We start from the raw sequence: 17,238 nt of genomic DNA on the forward strand, positions 1-17,238 counted from the left end.
GACTACAGCACCTCCGGAGCCAACGAGATGATCTTCATGAACTTCTTGTCGCGAAGCTCACGGCCGACCGGGCCGAAGATACGGGTACCGCGGGGGTCGCCGTCGTTCTTGAGGATCACGGCTGCGTTCTCATCGAACTTGATGTAGGAACCATCCGCACGGCGGCGTTCCTTCTTGGTGCGAACGATGACAGCCTTGACGATGTCACCCTTCTTGACGTTGCCGCCCGGAATTGCATCCTTGACGGTGGCAACAATGGTGTCGCCAATGCCTGCGTAGCGACGGCCGGATCCACCGAGAACGCGGATGGTCAAGATTTCCTTGGCACCCGTGTTGTCGGCGACCTTCAGTCGCGACTCCTGCTGAATCACTTATTACTCCTGTCGTCGCGCCGGTTCTCATTGCTGAGCCTTGCGGAACGGATATGGGTAGCCCGCACCGTAACTCCCCCTGGCCACACGCGTGTGCGGTCCGAAGGCGGTTGCGGGAATTTGCCTATTCTGTCCATGCGGAAGGATGGATGGTCTTTCCAAACGGCACAGGCAAGATTACTAGTTTATGACCAAGACACCCCGGACGTGAAATCACGGCCAGGGGCTTGTACTTTTCAAAGGGTCTGCGGCCGAAACCACAGTCCTTCCAAACCCTTCCGGCTGCTCCGGCGGACCGGGATCCAGTTCGTGCCGGAAGGGAAACTTAAGGGTGCGGGGCCCGCCCGCTCGGCAGGCGGGCCCCGCACGCAGGACGTAAGTCCTACTTGGCCTTTTCGATGATCTCGACCAGGCGCCACCGCTTGGTGGCGGACAGCGGACGGGTCTCGGCGATCAGAACCAGGTCGCCGATGCCGGCGGCGTTCTGCTCGTCGTGGGCCTTGCGCTTCTCGGTCCGGCGGATCACCTTGCCGTACAGCGCGTGCTTCACGCGGTCCTCAACCTCGACCACGATGGTCTTTTCCATCTTGTCCGAGACGACGTAGCCGCGGGCGGTCTTACGGTAACCGCGAGCCTGAGTGGCTTCTTCCACAGTTGCATCCTTGTTCGTGTTTTCGCTCACTTGGCCTCATCCTCCGAAGCGGGGGTTTCGGTCTCGGCGGTTTCGGCTTCGGCGGCCTTTTCGGACTTCTTAGCCTTCTTGGCCTTCTTTTCCTCGACCGGAGCTTCCGCAGAAGCCTCGACCTCGGGACGAATGCCCAGCTCGCGCTCACGCAGCACGGTGTAGATGCGCGCGATGTCCCGCTTCACTGCCTTCAGGCGGCCGTGGTTTTCCAGCTGACCGGTGGCGGACTGGAAACGGAGGTTGAACAGCTCCTCCTTGGCCTTGCGCAGCTCCTCTGCGAGACGGTCCTTATCGAAAGTCTCGAGCTGATCGGTTGCCAGTTCCTTTGAACCAACTGCCATTTCTATTCACCACCTTCGCGACGCACAATGCGTGCCTTCAACGGCAGCTTGTGGATCGCCAGGCGCAGGGCCTCGCGAGCTACCTCTTCATTGACACCGGACAGTTCGAACAGAACCCGTCCCGGCTTGACGTTTGCGACCCACCATTCCGGCGAACCCTTACCGGAACCCATGCGGGTTTCGGCCGGCTTCTTGGTCAGCGGGCGGTCCGGATAAATGTTGATCCAGACCTTGCCGCCACGCTTGATGTGGCGGGTCATCGCAATACGGGCCGCTTCGATCTGGCGGTTGGTGACGTATGCCGGCGTCAGAGCCTGGATACCCCACTCGCCGAAGCTGACCTCGGTGCCGCCGGAAGCAGCGCCGGAACGACCCGGGTGGTGCTGCTTACGGAACTTAACTCGACGTGGGATAAGCATTTAAGCTTCTCCTCCTTCTGCTGCCGGCGCTGCTGCCTCAGCGGCAGGTGCCTCGGCCTTGGCTGCGCCCTCGCCTGCGGCGGGAGCGGCAGCACGGTCATTACGACGACGGCGCTCGCCACCGGCGGGGCGGCCCGGACGGTCGCCACGACCACGCGAGGACGGAGCAGCAGCCTGCTGGGCCGCCAGTTCCTTCGCGGTCACGTCGCCCTTGTAGATCCAGACCTTGACGCCGATGCGGCCGAACGTGGTCTTGGCCTCGAAGAAGCCGTAGTCGATGTTCGCCCGCAGGGTGTGCAGGGGCACACGGCCTTCGCGGTAGAACTCCGAACGGCTCATTTCGGCGCCGCCGAGGCGACCGGAGCACTGGACACGGATGCCCTTGGCGCCGGCGCGGGTGGCGGACTGCATGGCCTTCTTCATGGCGCGGCGGAAGGCCACGCGGGAGGTCAGCTGCTCGGCGATGCCCTGGGCAACCAGCTGCGCTTCGATCTCCGGGTTCTTGACCTCGAGGATGTTCAGCTGCACCTGCTTGCCGGTGAGCTTCTCCAGCTCGCCGCGGATGCGGTCTGCTTCGGCGCCGCGGCGGCCGATAACGATGCCGGGGCGGGCGGTGTGGATGTCCACACGCACGCGGTCACGGGTACGCTCGATCTCAACCTTCGCGATGCCCGCGCGGTCCATGCCCGTGGACATCAGCTGGCGGATCTTCACGTCCTCGCGGACAAAGTCCTTGTAGCGCTGGCCGGCCTTGTTGCTGTCAGCGAACCAGTGGGAGACATGGTCGGTGGTGATACCGAGTCGGAATCCGTGCGGGTTTACTTTCTGTCCCACTTACTGGTCCTCCTCTTTCTCCGGGGTAGCGACAACAAGCGTGATGTGGCTGGTCCGTTTCTTGATGCGGTAGGCACGCCCCTGGGCGCGCGGCTGGAACCGCTTCATGGTGGGGCCTTCATCTACGAATGCTTCGCTGATGTACAGGTCGCTCTCGTCAAAGGCGACGCCGTCACGGTCCGCGATAACGCGGGCGTTGGCGACTGCCGACGCGAGTACCTTGCTGACCGGCTCCGAAGCTGCCTGCGGGGCAAACTTCAGAATTGCCAGAGCCTCATTCGCCTGCTTGCCACGAACAAGGTTGACGACGCGCCGGGCCTTCATAGGCGTCACGCGAATATGGCGCGCAATAGCCTTGGCTTCCATTGCTTTCCTTCTCTCGTCTTCTGCCGTAAGAGCAGCGCCTAGCGGCGCTTGCCCTTGCGGTCGTCCTTCACATGGCCGCGGAAGGTCCGCGTCGGGGCGAATTCGCCGAGCTTGTGCCCGACCATCGACTCAGTGACAAACACCGGAATGTGCTTGCGTCCGTCGTGTACGGCGATCGTGTGTCCGAGCATGTCGGGCACGATCATCGAACGGCGGGACCACGTCTTGATGACGTTCTTGGTGCCCTTTTCGTTCTCTGCAGCTACCTTCACGAAGAGGTGCTGATCGACGAAGGGGCCTTTCTTCAGGCTGCGTGGCATGTTCCCAGGCTCCTATCGCTTGTTCTTGCCAGTACGACGGCGACGCACAATCAGGCGGTCGCTTTCCTTGTTCGGGCGGCGGGTGCGGCCCTCGGGCTTGCCGTTCGGGTTGACCGGGTGGCGGCCACCGGAGGTCTTGCCCTCGCCACCACCGTGCGGGTGGTCGATCGGGTTCATGGCCACACCGCGGACGGTCGGGCGGACGCCCTTCCAGCGCATGCGGCCGGCCTTGCCCCAGCTGATGTTGGACTGCTCGGCGTTGCCCACCTCGCCGATGGTTGCGCGGCAGCGCACATCGACGTTGCGGATTTCGCCGGACGGCAGGCGGAGCTGGCCGTACTTGCCTTCCTTGGCCACCAACTGGACGGAGGCACCGGCGGAGCGGGCCATCTTGGCACCGCCGCCCGGACGCAGCTCCACAGCGTGGATGACCGTACCGACGGGGATGTTGCGCAGCGGCAGGTTGTTGCCCGGCTTGATGTCGGCGCTGGCGCCGGCCTCGACCGTGTCTCCCTGCTTCAGCTTGGCCGGAGCCAGGATGTAGCGCTTGGTGCCATCAACGTAGTGCAGCAGGGCGATCCGCGCGGTGCGGTTCGGGTCGTACTCGATGTGAGCGACCTTGGCGGGCACGCCGTCCTTGTCATGACGACGGAAGTCGATCAGACGGTACTGGCGCTTGTGTCCGCCGCCCTTGTGACGGGTAGTGATCTTGCCGGAGTTGTTACGTCCACCTGACTTGGTCAGCGGGCGCAGCAACGACTTTTCCGGCGTCGATCGCGTGATTTCAGCGAAGTCGGCCACGCTCGAGCCGCGACGGCCCGGTGTAGTCGGCTTGTATTTACGGATTCCCATAGTTCAATTCCTCGTTAAAGTGGTCTCCGCTTAAGAAAGCGGACCGCCGAAGATGTCGATTGTGCCTTCCTTCAGGGTGACAATTGCGCGCTTGGTGTCCTTGCGCTGTCCCCATCCGAACTTGGTCCGCTTGCGCTTACCGGCACGGTTGATGGTGTTGATCGAGTCGACCTTGACGGAGAAAATCTTCTCCACGGCCAGCTTGATCTCGGTCTTGTTCGAGCGGGGGTCGACCAGGAAGGTGTACTTACCTTCGTCGATCAGGCCGTAGCTCTTCTCCGAAACGACGGGAGCAAGGATCACGTCGCGGGGATCTTTTGTGGTGGTCGCGCTCACTTGGCGTCCTCCTTGGCAGTTGCTTTAGCTGCGATGAACGCCTCGTAGGCGGCCTGGGTGAAGACCACGTCGTCGGAAACCAGCACGTCGTAGGTGTTCAGCTGATCCACGTAAATGGTGTGAACAGCCTCGATGTTGCGCAGGCTCAGGGCCGCCACATCGTTGGCGCGCTCGATGACTACGAGCAGGTTCTTGCGATCGGTGATGGCGCGCAGGGCATCGGTAGCGGCCTTGGTGGACGGCTTGTCGCCGGCAACCAGTGCCTCCACGACGTGGATGCGGCCGTTGCGTGCCCGGTCGGAGAGGGCGCCGCGCAGGGCAGCGGCCTTCATCTTCTTGGGGGTGCGCTGGCTGTAGTCGCGCGGGGTCGGGCCGTGCACGACGCCGCCGCCGGTCATGTGCGGGGCGCGGATCGAACCCTGGCGGGCGCGGCCGGTGCCCTTCTGCTTGAACGGCTTGCGGCCGGCACCGGAAACCTCGGCGCGGGTCTTGGTCTTGTGGGTTCCCTGCCGGGCAGCAGCGAGCTGTGCGACGACGACCTGGTGCAGCAGCGGCACGTTGGTCTGGACGTCGAAGATCTCTGCAGGCAGGTCAACCTTGATCGTGTTAGCCATTGAACTAGGCTCCCTTCACAGCGGAACGGACGAGAACGACCGAGCCGCGGGCACCGGGAACGGCACCCTTGATCAAGAGCAGCGAGTTCTCAGTGTCCACAGCGTGAACGGTCAGGTTCAGCGTGGTCTGGCGGACGGCACCCATGCGGCCGGACATGCGCATGCCCTTGAAAACGCGGCCCGGAGTGGACGCGCCACCGATGGAACCGGGCTTGCGGTGGTTCTTGTGCGCGCCGTGCGAGGCACCCACACCGGCGAAGCCGTGACGCTTCATGACACCGGCGAAGCCCTTGCCCTTGGTGGTTCCGACGACGTCGACCTTCTGGCCGGTCTCGAACAGCTCCACGGAGAGTTCCTGGCCCAGCTCGTAGGAGCCGGCATCGGCGGTGCGCAGCTCAACCACGTGGCGGCGCGGGGTAACCCCGGCCTTCTCGAAGTGGCCGGCCAGCGGCTTGGTCACCTTGCGCGGGTCGATCTGGCCGTAGCCGATCTGGACGGCGGTGTAGCCGTCGACGTCCGCAGAGCGCAGCTGGGTGATGACGTTGGAGTCGGCCTTGACGACGGTGACCGGGATGAGCCGGTTGTTCTCGTCCCAGACCTGGGTCATGCCGAGCTTGGTGCCCAGCAGTCCCTTTACTTGGCGTGTAGTGGTAGACAAATTACTCACTCCCCTACAGCTTGATTTCGATGTTCACGTCCGCCGGCAGGTCGAGCCGCATCAGCGAATCGACGGCCTTGGGCGTGGGATCGATAATGTCGATCAGCCGCTTGTGGGTGCGCATTTCAAAGTGCTCCCGGCTGTCCTTGTACTTGTGCGGCGACCGGATAACGCAGTACACGTTCTTCTCGGTGGGCAGCGGCACGGGGCCCACTACCGTTGCGCCTGCACGCGTGACCGTCTCGACGATCTTCCGTGCTGAAACATCAATGACCTCATGGTCATATGACTTCAGACGGATGCGGATTTTCTGTCCCGCCATGGCGTCTCCGCTCTCTTTCTCAGTGCTGCTCTGTTGACTTTCTCCTGATGCGCCCCGATGGCTGGATCGCTCCTGGCCTGGCGCTCCTCCGGCAGACTGAATCCGGATGAATCCGGGTTCCTCACCCTGCTGAGGCTCCGACCCCCGCGGTCGGGCGTGTCGCGAACATTCTGCGCACTCCGCCCGCTCAAAAAGGAGGGTGGGTTATATTTGGGCTTTGAAATCTGTGGAGCCTGACCCTGCCCCGGGCATTATCCCGGGCGGGACCCAGCTTCGCACGAAGACATGCAAAAGCGCTTGAACAACTCATCTAGTGTGGCAGACTTTGGCCCTGATTGCGAATCGGCCCCCGGCCCCGTGCCTTCGGACGCAAGGATCAGCCAGGGAGCCGCGGCCCTGCCGCGGGCGCTGCACCCCGCCGACGGGCGGAAGGTTCCCGCCGCCGTCGTCGGCAGCTGCACCCCTCCGTCGGCAGCTGCTCCCCGCTGTCGGGCTTCATCCGGACGCGCGGCGGCTGCGCCGCTATGGCGCGGACCTGCCGGCAGTGCGATGCTGGTGCCAGCCCGCTCCAGCGGGCCCCGCAATGCGGGAGGACCATGTTTTACGGAGGACGACAGCGAATGGCAATGGACAGCGGGCGCCTGGCGGCATTGATCCCGTCCGACTTTAGCCTGGGCGTGGCGACGGCGGCGTTCCAGATCGAGGGCGCCGTGGCCGAAGACGGGCGCGGACCGTCCGGCTGGGACGCGTTCTCGCATGAGCCCGGGCGGATTGCCGGCGGCGCGACGGCGGATGCTGCCTGCGACCACTACCACCGGATGCCCGAGGACGTCGGGCTGATGGCGGAGCTCGGCGTGGACTCATACCGGTTCTCGCTGTCCTGGCCGCGGATCCAGCCCGGCGGACAGGGACCGGTCAACCAGCAGGGCATCGATTTCTACGACCGCCTGCTGGATGAACTGCTGGCGCGGGGCATCTCACCGATGTGCACGCTCTACCACTGGGACACCCCGCTGCCGCTGGAGCACGCGGGTGGCTGGCTGAACCGGGACACGGCCTACCGGCTGGCCGACTTCGCGGCCATCGCCGCGGACAAGTTCGGCGACCGGGTGGACCGCTGGGTGACGATCAACGAGCCGACCACCGTCACCCTCAACGGCTACGGCCTCGGGGTCCATGCACCCGGCCAGGCCGGGCTGTTCGATGCCCTGCCCGCCGCGCACCATCTCATCCTCGCGCACGGGCTCAGCCTCTCGGCCCTGCGGGCCGGCGGGATCGCGGGCGAGGCCGGCATTACCAACGTCTACTCCCCCGTGGTCGGCGCCAAGGAAGGCCTGGCCCACGATGTGCTGGTGGAACTGTTCGATGTGCTGCACAACGGCATGTTTTCGGACCCCGTCCTGCTGGGCCGCTACCCGACTATCAACCCGGTGCTCAAACCCGCGCTCCAGTACCTGCGCGAAATTCCGGACGAAGACCTGGCGGTAATGAGCCAGCCGCTGGATTTCTACGGGCTGAACTACTACTTCCCCACCAGGATCGGCATCGGACCGGGACCGCTGACCGGTCCGGAGGCAATCCCCGAGGGCCTGCCCGAGTTGCTCTGGGAGCAGGGCGGCGACCTGCCGTTCCATCTGGCCGCGTGGCCGGGTTATGAGCGGACAGAATTCGGCTGGCCGGTGGCACCCGACTACCTGCAGGTTGCCTTGGCCCAAATGGCGGAGCGCTACCCCAACCTGCCGCCGGTCTACATCACCGAGGGCGGCGCCAGCTTCAAGGATGTGGTGGTCCGCGATGCGCTGACCAAGGAGCCGTCCGTTGCCGACGTGCGGCGGATCGACTACTTGGCCACGCACCTGGAGGCCGCGCTCACCGCGACGGCACCGGACGGGCCCGCGGCCGGCATCGACCTGCGCGGCTACTACGTCTGGACGCTGATGGACAACTTCGAATGGGCGGCAGGGTACAGCCAGCGCTTCGGCCTGGTGTACGTGGACTTCGCCACCCAGCAGCGGATCCGCAAGGCCTCCTTCCACTGGCTGAAGGATGTGGCAGCGCGGCGTCGTCGTGCCGGCGCAGGCACGGCGTCCGGGCAATCGGCGACGGCGGTGGCCGCACCGAGTCAGGCCTGACGTCCCGCCGGTGCCTTCGATGCCGCAGGCGTCTTGGGCTACCGCCCGCCGTTGGCGCGCCGGATCCGGCGGGCACGGTCGAGTTCATGGCGGTAGTACCGCCTGCCCCAGGACACCGCTCCGACCACCGCGGCGACCAGGCCCAGGACGATCCACACGATCAGCCATTCCATGGTTCCGATCCTACTGGTTGCCGGTCAAAATTCGTGGTCGTCCCCCAATCCCCGGGACCGCGGCCACGACTATTCTGGGAGTGTCCACCGCAGACGCTCCCAGAAAGCCGGACAACCATGCTCAGCACCCACACCATGACGACGGTCCTGCCCGTGAAGGACATGGACCGGGCGCGCGCGTTCTACCAAAATTCCCTCGGCTTGCAGCCCGCCGGCCCGCTCGGAGAGGACTCGTTCCTGTTCTCCAGCGACGGCTCCACCGCGGTAGAACTCATCGTCCGACCGGAAGCCGACACGTCGGACCACACCTCGATCAGCTTCGAGGTTGCCGACTTGGAGACCGAGATGTCCGAACTGGCCAGCCGCGGCGTCGACTTCGCGGACTACGACCTGCCGGGCCTCAAAACCGTCAACCACATCGCGGTCACCGGCCACCAGCGCTGCGCCTGGTTCCCGGACTCGGAGGGCAACATCCTCTGCCTGCACCAAAACATCTGAACCCGGCCGGAACATGGCGGCCGGCGCTTCCCGGCCCGCCGCACCGGAGGTACACCACCGCCGCTGAGGGGACCATCGGCTTCGCCCTCGGCCCGGAAAGTTAAAAGAGAGAAGAGAACCCCCGCCGTCCTGGGACGGCGGGGGTTCTCTTGCCTCCGACCGGAAATCTCCGGTCAGCAGATCACAGAGTTACTTGGTGATCTTGGTGACGCGGCCCGAACCAACGGTGCGGCCGCCTTCACGGATAGCGAAGCCGAGGCCCTCTTCCATGGCGATCGGCTGGATGAGCTCAACGGTCATCTCAGTGTTGTCGCCCGGCATGACCATTTCGGTGCCTTCCGGCAGGGTGATAACGCCGGTCACGTCGGTGGTGCGGAAGTAGAACTGCGGACGGTAGTTCGAGTAGAACGGGTTGTGGCGGCCGCCTTCATCCTTGGACAGGATGTAGACGTTGGCCTCGAAGTCGGTGTGCGGGGTGATCGAACCCGGCTTCACAATAACCTGGCCGCGCTCCACGTCTTCGCGCTTGATACCGCGCAGCAGCAGGCCACAGTTCTCGCCTGCCCATGCTTCGTCGAGCTGCTTGTGGAACATCTCGATACCGGTAACGGTGGTCTTCTGCACCGGACGGATGCCGACGATCTCGACCTCGGAGTTGATGGCGAGGGTACCGCGCTCGGCGCGGCCGGTCACCACGGTGCCGCGGCCGGTGATGGTGAAGACGTCTTCAACCGGCATCAGGAACGGCTTGTCCTTGTCGCGGACCGGGTCCGGGATGTACTCGTCAACGGCGTCCATCAGGTCCTCGACAGACTTGACCCACTGGGCGTCGCCTTCCAGGGCCTTCAGGCCGGAAGTGCGGATGACCGGTGCGTTGTCGCCGTCGAACTCCTGCGAGCTGAGCAGCTCACGGACTTCCATTTCGACCAGGTCGAGCAGTTCCTCGTCCTCAACCATGTCCGACTTGTTCAGGGCCACCAGCAGCGTCGGAACGCCAACCTGGCGGGCCAGCAGAACGTGCTCGCGGGTCTGGGCCATCGGGCCGTCAGTCGCGGCAACCACCAGGATTGCGCCGTCCATCTGGGCGGCACCGGTGATCATGTTCTTGATGTAGTCAGCGTGGCCGGGGGCGTCCACGTGTGCGTAGTGGCGCTTCTCGGTCTGGTACTCGACGTGCGAGATGTTGATGGTGATACCGCGCTGGCGCTCTTCCGGGGCAGAGTCGATAGCTGCGAAGTCACGCTGCTCGTTGAGATCGGGGTACTTGTCAGCAAGCACCTTGGAAATGGCAGCGGTCAACGTGGTCTTACCGTGGTCAACGTGACCGATGGTGCCAATGTTGACGTGCGGCTTAGTCCGCTCGAACTTTGCCTTCGCCACGGGTTCCTCCTAGAACGTGTTGAGAAGATTTGCTCTTCGGACGCGATTGTCACGGCCGAAACTTGAACAAGTCTACTTCGGGCTTTTGTGTTTGGTGAAATTACTGGTTCCGTCAGGTACCGGCAAAAACTTGCGCGGTTCCGTCAGTGGGTTGTGCGGGCGGCCGGCTGCGTGAGCCGACCGGCCGCCCGCACGGGGTGCCGGGTCCCTACGGATAAGGACCCGCCACCATTGGTTTTACTCGCCGCGCGTCTTCTGGATGATCTCGTCGGCGACAGCCTTCGGGACCTCAGAGTAGCTTTCGAACTGCATCGAGTACACCGCGCGGCCCTGCGTCTTGGAACGCAGGTCGCCGATGTAGCCGAACATCTCGGAAAGCGGAACGTTAGCGCGCACAACCTTCACGCCGCTAGCGTCCTCCATGGACTGGATCTGTCCACGGCGGGAGTTCAGGTCGCCGATCACGTCGCCCATGTATTCCTCAGGGGTACGTACTTCGACGGCCATCAGCGGCTCGAGCAGGACCGGGTTGGCGCGGCGTGCGCCTTCCTTGAAGACCTGGGAACCAGCGATCTTGAAGGCCATTTCCGAAGAGTCGACGTCGTGGTATGCGCCGTCGAGCAGGATGGCCTTGACGCCGACCAGCGGGTAGCCGGCCAGGATGCCGAGCTGCATGGCATCCTGGATGCCAGCGTCGACCGAGGGGATGTATTCGCGCGGAATACGGCCGCCGGTGACCTTGTTCTCGAACTCGTAGAAGGTGCCGTCGGTGGTGTCCAGCGGCTCGAAGGAAACCTGGACCTTCGCGAACTGGCCGGATCCACCCGTCTGCTTCTTGTGGGTGAAGTCGACCTTCTCGACAGCCTTCTTGATGGTTTCACGGTAGGCAACCTGGGGCTTGCCCACGTTGGCCTCGACCTTGAACTCGCGGCGCATGCGGTCCACCAGGATGTCCAGGTGCAGCTCGCCCATGCCGCCGATTTCGGTCTGGCCGGTCTCTTCGTTCAGCGAAACGGTGAACGTCGGGTCCTCGGCGGAGAGCTTCTGGATAGCCGTGGAAAGCTTCTCCTGGTCGCCCTTGGTCTTCGGCTCGATGGCCACGAAGATCACCGGCTCCGGGAAGGACATCGACTCGAGGACGATCGGGGCGTCGACGGCGCACAGGGTGTCGCCGGTGGTGGTGTCCTTCAGGCCGATCACCGCGTAGATGTGGCCTGCGTGCACCTCATCCACCGGGTTCTCCTTGTTGGCGTGCATCTGGAACAGCTTGCCGATGCGCTCCTTCTTGCCCTTGGTGGAGTTCAGCAGCTGGGTTCCGGAGGTGGCCTTGCCCGAGTACACCCGGATGAAGGTCAGCTGGCCGAAGAACGGGTGCGCCGCAACCTTGAACGCCAGGGCCGAGAACGGCTCGTCCTCGTTCGGCTTGCGGGTCAGCTCGATTTCCTCGTTCTTGGGGTCGTGCCCGATCATCGACGGAACGTCGACCGGGGACGGCAGGTAATCGATGACGGCGTCCAGCATCGGCTGCACCCCGCGGTTCTTGAAGGCAGAACCACAGAAGACCGGGTAGATCTCCGAGTTGACGACCATCTTGCGGATGCCGGCCTTCAGCTCGTCGATGGAGATCTCTTCGCCTTCGAGGTACTTCTCCATGAGTTCCTCGGAAGCCTCGGCAACGGCTTCCACCAGCTGCGCGCGGTATTCCTCGGCCTTGGCCTGCAGATCCTCGGGGATCTCCCGGGTCTCGTAGGCAGCACCCATGGAAACGTCGCCCTTGGCGTCACCCTCCCAGACCATGGCCTTCATGGTCAGCAGGTCGACGACGCCGATGAAGTCGTTCTCGGAACCGATCGGCAGCTGCATGACCAGCGGCTTGGCGCCGAGGCGCTTGATGATGGTGTCCACCGTGAAGTAGAAGTCGGCGCCCAGCTTGTCCATCTTGTTGACGAAGCAGATGCGGGGAACCTCGTACTTGTCGGCCTGGCGCCACACAGTCTCGGACTGCGGCTCCACGCCTTCCTTGCCGTCGAAGACAGCGACAGCACCGTCGAGGACGCGCAGCGAACGCTCAACCTCCACCGTGAAGTCCACGTGGCCCGGGGTGTCGATGATGTTGATCTGGTTCTGGTTCCAGAAGCAGGTCACCGCGGCGGAGGTGATGGTGATGCCGCGTTCCTTTTCCTGTTCCATCCAGTCGGTCGTCGACGCACCGTCGTGAGTTTCGCCGAGCTTGTGGTTCACACCCGTGTAGAACAGGATGCGTTCCGTAGTGGTGGTCTTGCCGGCATCGATGTGGGCCATGATGCCGATATTGCGGACCTTCGTAAGGTCGGTTAGCACGTCCAGTGCCACAATGTCTCCCTTTGTAGGTGAGGGGTACGACGACGGCGGTTAGCGCCGTCGTCGTACCTGCTCTTTACCAGCGGTAGTGGGCGAAGGCCTTGTTGGACTCGGCCATCTTGTGGGTGTCTTCGCGACGCTTCACAGCGGCACCGAGACCGTTCGACGCATCCAGAATCTCGTTCATGAGACGCTCGGTCATCGTCTTCTCGCGGCGGGCCTTCGAGTAGCCGACCAGCCAGCGCAGGGCCAGGGCCGTGGCACGGCCCGGCTTGACCTCAACCGGAACCTGGTAGGTGGCGCCGCCGACGCGGCGGGAGCGGACCTCCAGGGTCGGGCGGACGTTGTCCATGGCTTTCTTCAGGGCGGCAACGGGGTCGCCGCCGGACTTGGCCTTCACACCGTCGAGGGCGCCGTAAACGATGCGCTCTGCGGTGGACTTCTTGCCGTCAACAAGAACCTTGTTGATCAGCTGGGTCACCAACGGGGAACCGTGGACGGGATCTACAACTAGCGGCCGCTTGGGGGCCGGACCCTTGCGAGGCATATTACTTCTTCTCCATCTTCGCGCCGTAGCGGCTGCGAGCCTGCTTGCGGTTCTTGACACCCTGGGTGTCGAGGGCGCCGCGGACGATCTTGTAGCGGACACCGGGCAGGTCCTTCACACGGCCGCCGCGCACCAGCACGATGGAGTGTTCCTGCAGGTTGTGGCCTACACCGGGGATGTAGGCAGTCACTTCGATGCCGCCGGCGAGCTTGACGCGGGCTACCTTGCGGAGCGCAGAGTTCGGCTTCTTCGGGGTGGTGGTGTAAACGCGGGTGCAAACGCCGCGCTTCATCGGGCTGCCCTTGAGGGCAGGCGCCTTGGTCTTATTGACCTTGGGTGAGCGGCCCTTGCGGACCAGCTGGTTAATCGTAGGCACTTTCGTGTTCTCCGTTTTTCTCGGGCTTTGCCCCGCCTCACTTGCAGGGCCAGGCACTGTCGGTCGTCTTCGCACCCGCTGCCGAATTGAAGCGACCGTAGGCGTGCAAAAGTGTGGCATTCTCCGCGCAAGAACCCCGCGGACCGGAAACAGGCCCCATCCCGGTTTTATACGGAACGGCCTTCATCCACTGCCACACAAAAACAATCGAAGAAAAGTCTATCAGAGAATGCGGGCCGCGGACGACGGGGTGGCCCGGCGGCTGCCCGGCCGCTGCACAGCGGCCTGTCCGCGGCGTCATGACCGTTCCATGGCCAGCAGCAGGGCGGCTTCCAGCGGCTTGGCCAGCGTCTTCATGTAGGTGCCCGAGACATGATTGAGGTCCCGGTACACCAAGACGTTGCCGATCACCGCGGGGCAGGTCTCACGGTCACAGAAGTGTGCCGACATGTCGATGACCTGCGTCCGCGGCGCCAGCCTGGCGGCATCTTCGGTGAGGTCCTTCCCGTCGAGCCCGTCGCTCCGGGGCTGGCCGCATTCGGCCGGGTCCTCGTAGTTCACCGCCACGCAGTCCCGGGCGATGGCGCCCTCACGCGGGCGGGGCGTGTCCTTCAACGCGTACACGTCGACGCCGGCGTCGGCTAGCTCGTTCCAGTACTCGGCGAAGCCCGCCGCGCCGGGCCGCTGTCCCGTGCCGGAGTCGACGAAGGAAGACTCCGCATAGTACGAGGTGAGGACCGCGTCCACGTCGCCGCGGGACGTCAGCCGTTCCATGGTCTGTTCGTTGGGCCCCTGGCAGACGGATTCCCCCTTGGCTTCCAGCTTGCGCTGCTCCGCGCTAAACGGGCAGGAATTATGGATATACGTGAGCAGGCGCCACCCCCGTTCCCGGGCAACAGGCTCCAGGGCCTTGAACCAGTGGCCCGCGTGCGAGTCACCCACCAGCGCCAGGGTGAAGTCACCCTCCGGGTCCCCGAAGGTGCATTCCTTGGTCTCGGTCGCCATCGACTTGACGGCGCAATCGCCGAGGCCGGACTGGTCGGCTCCGGCCCGGGCGGGATCCGGGACCACCAACGGTGTCTCGGTGGCGAAGGCGCGGTGGCCCTCCTCCGACATCGAGGCAACCCCGAAGCCCGGCGGCGGGGCCGCCAGCAGCGCGGACGTCGCCTCAGCGCGTTGGGCCAGGATCCGATCCTGCTGGTTGGCCGGCACGAAGGCCAGCGTGCCGACCAGCGCGGTGGCCGCGGCACCGGCGGCGAGCGGCCGCCAGGCGCTGGCGCTGAACCAGCCAAAGCGGCGCACCGGTGTTTCCACGAAGTAATAGCTCAGGGCGGCCAGGCCAAAGGAACAGGCCAGCAGCAGCGGGCTCGTGGCCGGCCCGGGTTCTTCATCGGCCAGGGTCGTGAAAAACACGATCAGGGGCCAGTGCCAGAGGTAGAGCGAGTAGGAGACGTTCCCCGTCCATTGGACAGGCCGCCAGTCCACCAGGCGGTGCAGGGACAGCGGGCCGCTGGTCCGTCCGGCAGCGATGACGGCGAGGGTGCCCAGCACCGGCAGCAGCGCCGCCGCCCCGGGGAACGGCGTGCTGCCGTTGAAGAGGAACGCCGAGGCCACGATGGCGGTCAGTCCGGCTGCCGCCAGGATGCTGCGCAAGTAGGGCCAGCGCCGCGGGTCCTGGTGCAGGGCGGCCAGCAGCCCGCCCAGCCCAAGCTCCCATATCCGGGTGGGGGTGATGAAGTAGGCGGCCGGGCTGCCGCCGGCGGTAGCCCAGATGCCGTACGCCAGCGACGCTGCGACGACGACGGCGAAGATCGCGGCGGCCGTCCGTGCCACCTCTTCCCCCGGGCGACGCGCCGTTACCGGGCGGCCCTGCCGCCTGCGGCGCACCGCGAAGACGGCCAGCAAGACCAGCAGCGGCCACAGCAGATAGAACTGTTCCTCGACGGCCAGGGACCAGAAGTGCTGAAGCGGTGTCGGCGTCTCGGTCGCCGCCAGGTAGTCGACCGATCCGGCGGCCAGGACCCAGTTTTGGACATAAAGGGTGGAGGCCAGCGCCTGGCCCCCGATGCGCTCCCACTGGCTCATGGGCAGCAGCGCCAGCGTTGCCGCCAGTACGACGGCGATGGTCAGCAGCGCCGCGGGCAGGATGCGCCGGATGCGGGCCGCCCAGAATGATCGCAGGGACAGCGTGCCGGTGGCCGCCGCCTCGCGGAGCATGTGGCCGGTGATCAGGAAGCCGGAGATGACGAAGAAGACGTCCACTCCGACGAATCCGCCGGGCAGCCAGCGCGGCTCCAGGTGGTAGGCCACCACCAACAGCACCGCAAGGGCGCGCAGGGCTTGGATTTCGGGCAGGAATTTCCGCCGCTGTGTCTCAGGATCCATCGCAGGACATTCATCCATGCCAAGGCCAACGACAGTTGGCGGCGGGGTGAACGTCCGGGGGCAGGACCGGGACGGCTACCTCAGGCGCTTCGGCGCCGCCAGAAGATGAGGGCGGAGCCTAGCAGCAACAGGCCCATTCCACCCGCGGCCAGCCAGACGGTGCCGGCGGCACCGGTTTCTGCCAGTGCACTGGCCGGGACGGTCACCGGCGGCACGTCCGACTGTGCTGCCGGCAGGGGCAGCGCGGCCGGAGCCACGATCGGGCTGGCCGGGCTGACGACTGTTTCCTTGGCCGGTTGACCCGATGCGGGCTCGTCGACAACCGGCCACTCGCCGAAGTCGCCGGGCCATTCTCCGATGCCTTCGAACATCTCGTACATCCACAGGATGAGTTCCTCCCCCGCAGCGGGATCGGAGGCGCTCATTTCGCGGATCATGGCGGCCAGGCCGTCCAGGTCGCCCGCCATCAGGTAGTCCAGCATGAGGTCCACCAGGTACTGCATGCCCTCGGACTCGAGCACGAGGTCGATGTTCTCCTCCATCCAGCGCATGACGGTCTCTTCGTCCGCGGCGGCGATGTCATCCGGGATGTTGAAGTCGCTGTGGGTCAGGGTGCGTCCGCCCACCACTATGGGCTCGACCAGAACGGGTTTCGTCGTTGGAGGAGCGACGGGTGCGGGCGCAACCTCCGTGGCCGGCTCCGCTGCCGGGGCAGCCGGCTCGGCGGCGGGAGTATCGGCGGCGGGAGTATCGGGCATGGTTTCCGAGGCCGATGTCCGAGCTGATTCCTCGGCCGAGGCATCTTCCGCGGAGGCCGCCGCTTCGTCACCTGCGCCGGCATCGATCGGGCCCGCGGCCCCCGCGGCCCCGGCGGTGCCGTCGGCGCCGTCCGACGGTGCGCCGTCGTTATCCGCTGCGGGGGCCTCGACCAGCATGGTAACCACGGCGTCAGCCAGGGCCTCTTCCGGCTCCGTCTGAACCGGCTCGGCAACGGCAGTTTCTTCAACCGGCGCGCTCGCGGCAGCTTCGGACACAACCGTCCCGACGGCAACCGCGTCCGGGCCGGGCGCCGCGGGCGCGATGTCACCGGGGATCGGGGCCTGCTGGCCGGCCGGATCCTGGGTGCCAGCGTGGGCGGGAACGCTGCCCAGGGCGAGAGCGGCGGCAACGGTGCCGGTGAGCAGCGCAGCGCGCAGTCGTGATGTCACGTGAATGTCCTGTCCCCAACTCGGCTGTCTTGGCAGGGCGGATATCGCGCCGATCCGATTGCTTAGGCGCCCTGCGTCGGC

21 protein-coding genes are annotated in these 17,238 nt (G+C 65.1%); 2 read left to right on the top strand and 19 right to left on the bottom strand.

Features of this window, described 5'->3' with window-relative positions:
* Positions 1-2: 2 nt before the first annotated feature.
* The 12 genes from rplN to rpsJ all read right to left on the bottom strand — a co-directional run bounded on the left by rplN (position 3) and on the right by rpsJ (position 6,118).
* On the bottom strand, positions 3-371 hold the full coding sequence (rplN, locus tag AC5RVD_RS10235; protein ID WP_127511069.1) for a 50S ribosomal protein L14: 369 nt from the start codon (positions 369-371) through the stop codon (positions 3-5).
* 382 nt (positions 372-753) lie between these two features.
* Positions 754-1,053: a 30S ribosomal protein S17 gene (gene rpsQ, locus AC5RVD_RS10240; RefSeq protein ID WP_493989349.1), complete on the bottom strand. Its 300-nt coding sequence runs from the start codon at positions 1,051-1,053 to the stop codon at positions 754-756.
* Positions 1,050-1,397 carry a 50S ribosomal protein L29 gene (rpmC, locus tag AC5RVD_RS10245; protein ID WP_493989350.1) on the bottom strand — a complete coding sequence of 116 codons (348 nt, stop codon included), beginning with the start codon at positions 1,395-1,397 and terminating at the stop codon, positions 1,050-1,052. Before rpmC ends, rpsQ begins: the two co-directional genes overlap by 4 nt.
* Positions 1,398-1,399: 2 nt before the next feature.
* Positions 1,400-1,816, bottom strand: a complete 417-nt coding sequence (gene rplP, locus AC5RVD_RS10250; RefSeq protein WP_493979215.1) for a 50S ribosomal protein L16 — start codon at positions 1,814-1,816, stop codon at positions 1,400-1,402.
* Positions 1,817-2,650, bottom strand: a complete 834-nt coding sequence (gene rpsC, locus AC5RVD_RS10255; RefSeq protein ID WP_494000477.1) for a 30S ribosomal protein S3 — start codon at positions 2,648-2,650, stop codon at positions 1,817-1,819. It lies immediately after the preceding gene.
* Complete coding sequence (gene rplV / locus AC5RVD_RS10260) at positions 2,651-3,016, bottom strand: 50S ribosomal protein L22 (protein ID WP_136784918.1); 366 nt, start codon at positions 3,014-3,016, stop codon at positions 2,651-2,653.
* Positions 3,017-3,054: 38 nt separating this feature from the next.
* A complete protein-coding gene (rpsS, locus tag AC5RVD_RS10265) occupies positions 3,055-3,336 on the bottom strand; it encodes a 30S ribosomal protein S19 (protein WP_074701289.1) in 282 nt (93 codons plus the stop codon).
* Between the two features lie 12 nt (positions 3,337-3,348).
* On the bottom strand, positions 3,349-4,188 hold the full coding sequence (gene rplB, locus AC5RVD_RS10270; protein WP_493979217.1) for a 50S ribosomal protein L2: 840 nt from the start codon (positions 4,186-4,188) through the stop codon (positions 3,349-3,351).
* Between the two features lie 30 nt (positions 4,189-4,218).
* Positions 4,219-4,524: a 50S ribosomal protein L23 gene (gene rplW / locus AC5RVD_RS10275; protein ID WP_493941555.1), complete on the bottom strand. Its 306-nt coding sequence runs from the start codon at positions 4,522-4,524 to the stop codon at positions 4,219-4,221.
* Positions 4,521-5,138, bottom strand: a complete 618-nt coding sequence (gene rplD, locus AC5RVD_RS10280) for a 50S ribosomal protein L4 (RefSeq protein WP_493979218.1) — start codon at positions 5,136-5,138, stop codon at positions 4,521-4,523. The genes rplW and rplD overlap by 4 nt, the downstream gene beginning before the upstream one ends.
* 4 nt (positions 5,139-5,142) lie before the next feature.
* Positions 5,143-5,796 (bottom strand): 50S ribosomal protein L3, encoded by a 654-nt coding sequence (rplC, locus tag AC5RVD_RS10285; RefSeq protein WP_493979219.1) that lies wholly within the window; start codon positions 5,794-5,796, stop codon positions 5,143-5,145.
* Between the two features lie 13 nt (positions 5,797-5,809).
* Complete coding sequence (gene rpsJ / locus AC5RVD_RS10290) at positions 5,810-6,118, bottom strand: 30S ribosomal protein S10 (RefSeq protein ID WP_003803825.1); 309 nt, start codon at positions 6,116-6,118, stop codon at positions 5,810-5,812.
* 620 nt (positions 6,119-6,738) lie between these two features.
* Here rpsJ and AC5RVD_RS10295 point away from each other — a divergent pair.
* Positions 6,739-8,250, top strand: a complete 1,512-nt coding sequence (locus AC5RVD_RS10295; RefSeq protein ID WP_494113036.1) for a glycoside hydrolase family 1 protein — start codon at positions 6,739-6,741, stop codon at positions 8,248-8,250.
* A gap of 38 nt (positions 8,251-8,288) precedes the next feature.
* Here the strand turns inward: AC5RVD_RS10295 and AC5RVD_RS10300 are convergent, their stop codons facing one another.
* On the bottom strand, positions 8,289-8,423 hold the full coding sequence (locus AC5RVD_RS10300; protein WP_494113035.1) for a hypothetical protein: 135 nt from the start codon (positions 8,421-8,423) through the stop codon (positions 8,289-8,291).
* 117 nt (positions 8,424-8,540) lie between these two features.
* On the opposite strand from AC5RVD_RS10300, the gene AC5RVD_RS10305 reads away from it, so the two are divergent.
* Complete coding sequence (locus AC5RVD_RS10305) at positions 8,541-8,921, top strand: VOC family protein (RefSeq protein WP_494113034.1); 381 nt, start codon at positions 8,541-8,543, stop codon at positions 8,919-8,921.
* Between the two features lie 189 nt (positions 8,922-9,110).
* On the opposite strand, the gene tuf is transcribed toward AC5RVD_RS10305, so the two are convergent.
* The 6 genes from tuf to AC5RVD_RS10335 form a co-directional block, all read right to left on the bottom strand.
* Entirely contained in the window at positions 9,111-10,301 is a 1,191-nt protein-coding gene (tuf, locus tag AC5RVD_RS10310) for an elongation factor Tu (protein WP_493940539.1), read from the bottom strand.
* Between the two features lie 237 nt (positions 10,302-10,538).
* On the bottom strand, positions 10,539-12,653 hold the full coding sequence (gene fusA / locus AC5RVD_RS10315) for an elongation factor G (protein WP_494113033.1): 2,115 nt from the start codon (positions 12,651-12,653) through the stop codon (positions 10,539-10,541).
* Between the two features lie 64 nt (positions 12,654-12,717).
* Positions 12,718-13,188 (bottom strand): 30S ribosomal protein S7, encoded by a 471-nt coding sequence (gene rpsG / locus AC5RVD_RS10320; protein ID WP_127511056.1) that lies wholly within the window; start codon positions 13,186-13,188, stop codon positions 12,718-12,720.
* 1 nt (position 13,189) lies between these two features.
* Complete coding sequence (gene rpsL / locus AC5RVD_RS10325) at positions 13,190-13,564, bottom strand: 30S ribosomal protein S12 (protein WP_127511055.1); 375 nt, start codon at positions 13,562-13,564, stop codon at positions 13,190-13,192.
* 297 nt (positions 13,565-13,861) lie between these two features.
* A complete protein-coding gene (locus AC5RVD_RS10330; RefSeq protein WP_494126866.1) occupies positions 13,862-15,949 on the bottom strand; it encodes an acyltransferase family protein in 2,088 nt (695 codons plus the stop codon).
* An 80-nt stretch (positions 15,950-16,029) separates the two neighbouring features.
* Complete coding sequence (locus AC5RVD_RS10335; RefSeq protein WP_494126867.1) at positions 16,030-17,157, bottom strand: LPXTG cell wall anchor domain-containing protein; 1,128 nt, start codon at positions 17,155-17,157, stop codon at positions 16,030-16,032.
* Between the last annotated feature and the right edge of the window lie 81 nt (positions 17,158-17,238).

Source organism: Arthrobacter sp. THG-b23 (assembly GCF_059091265.1).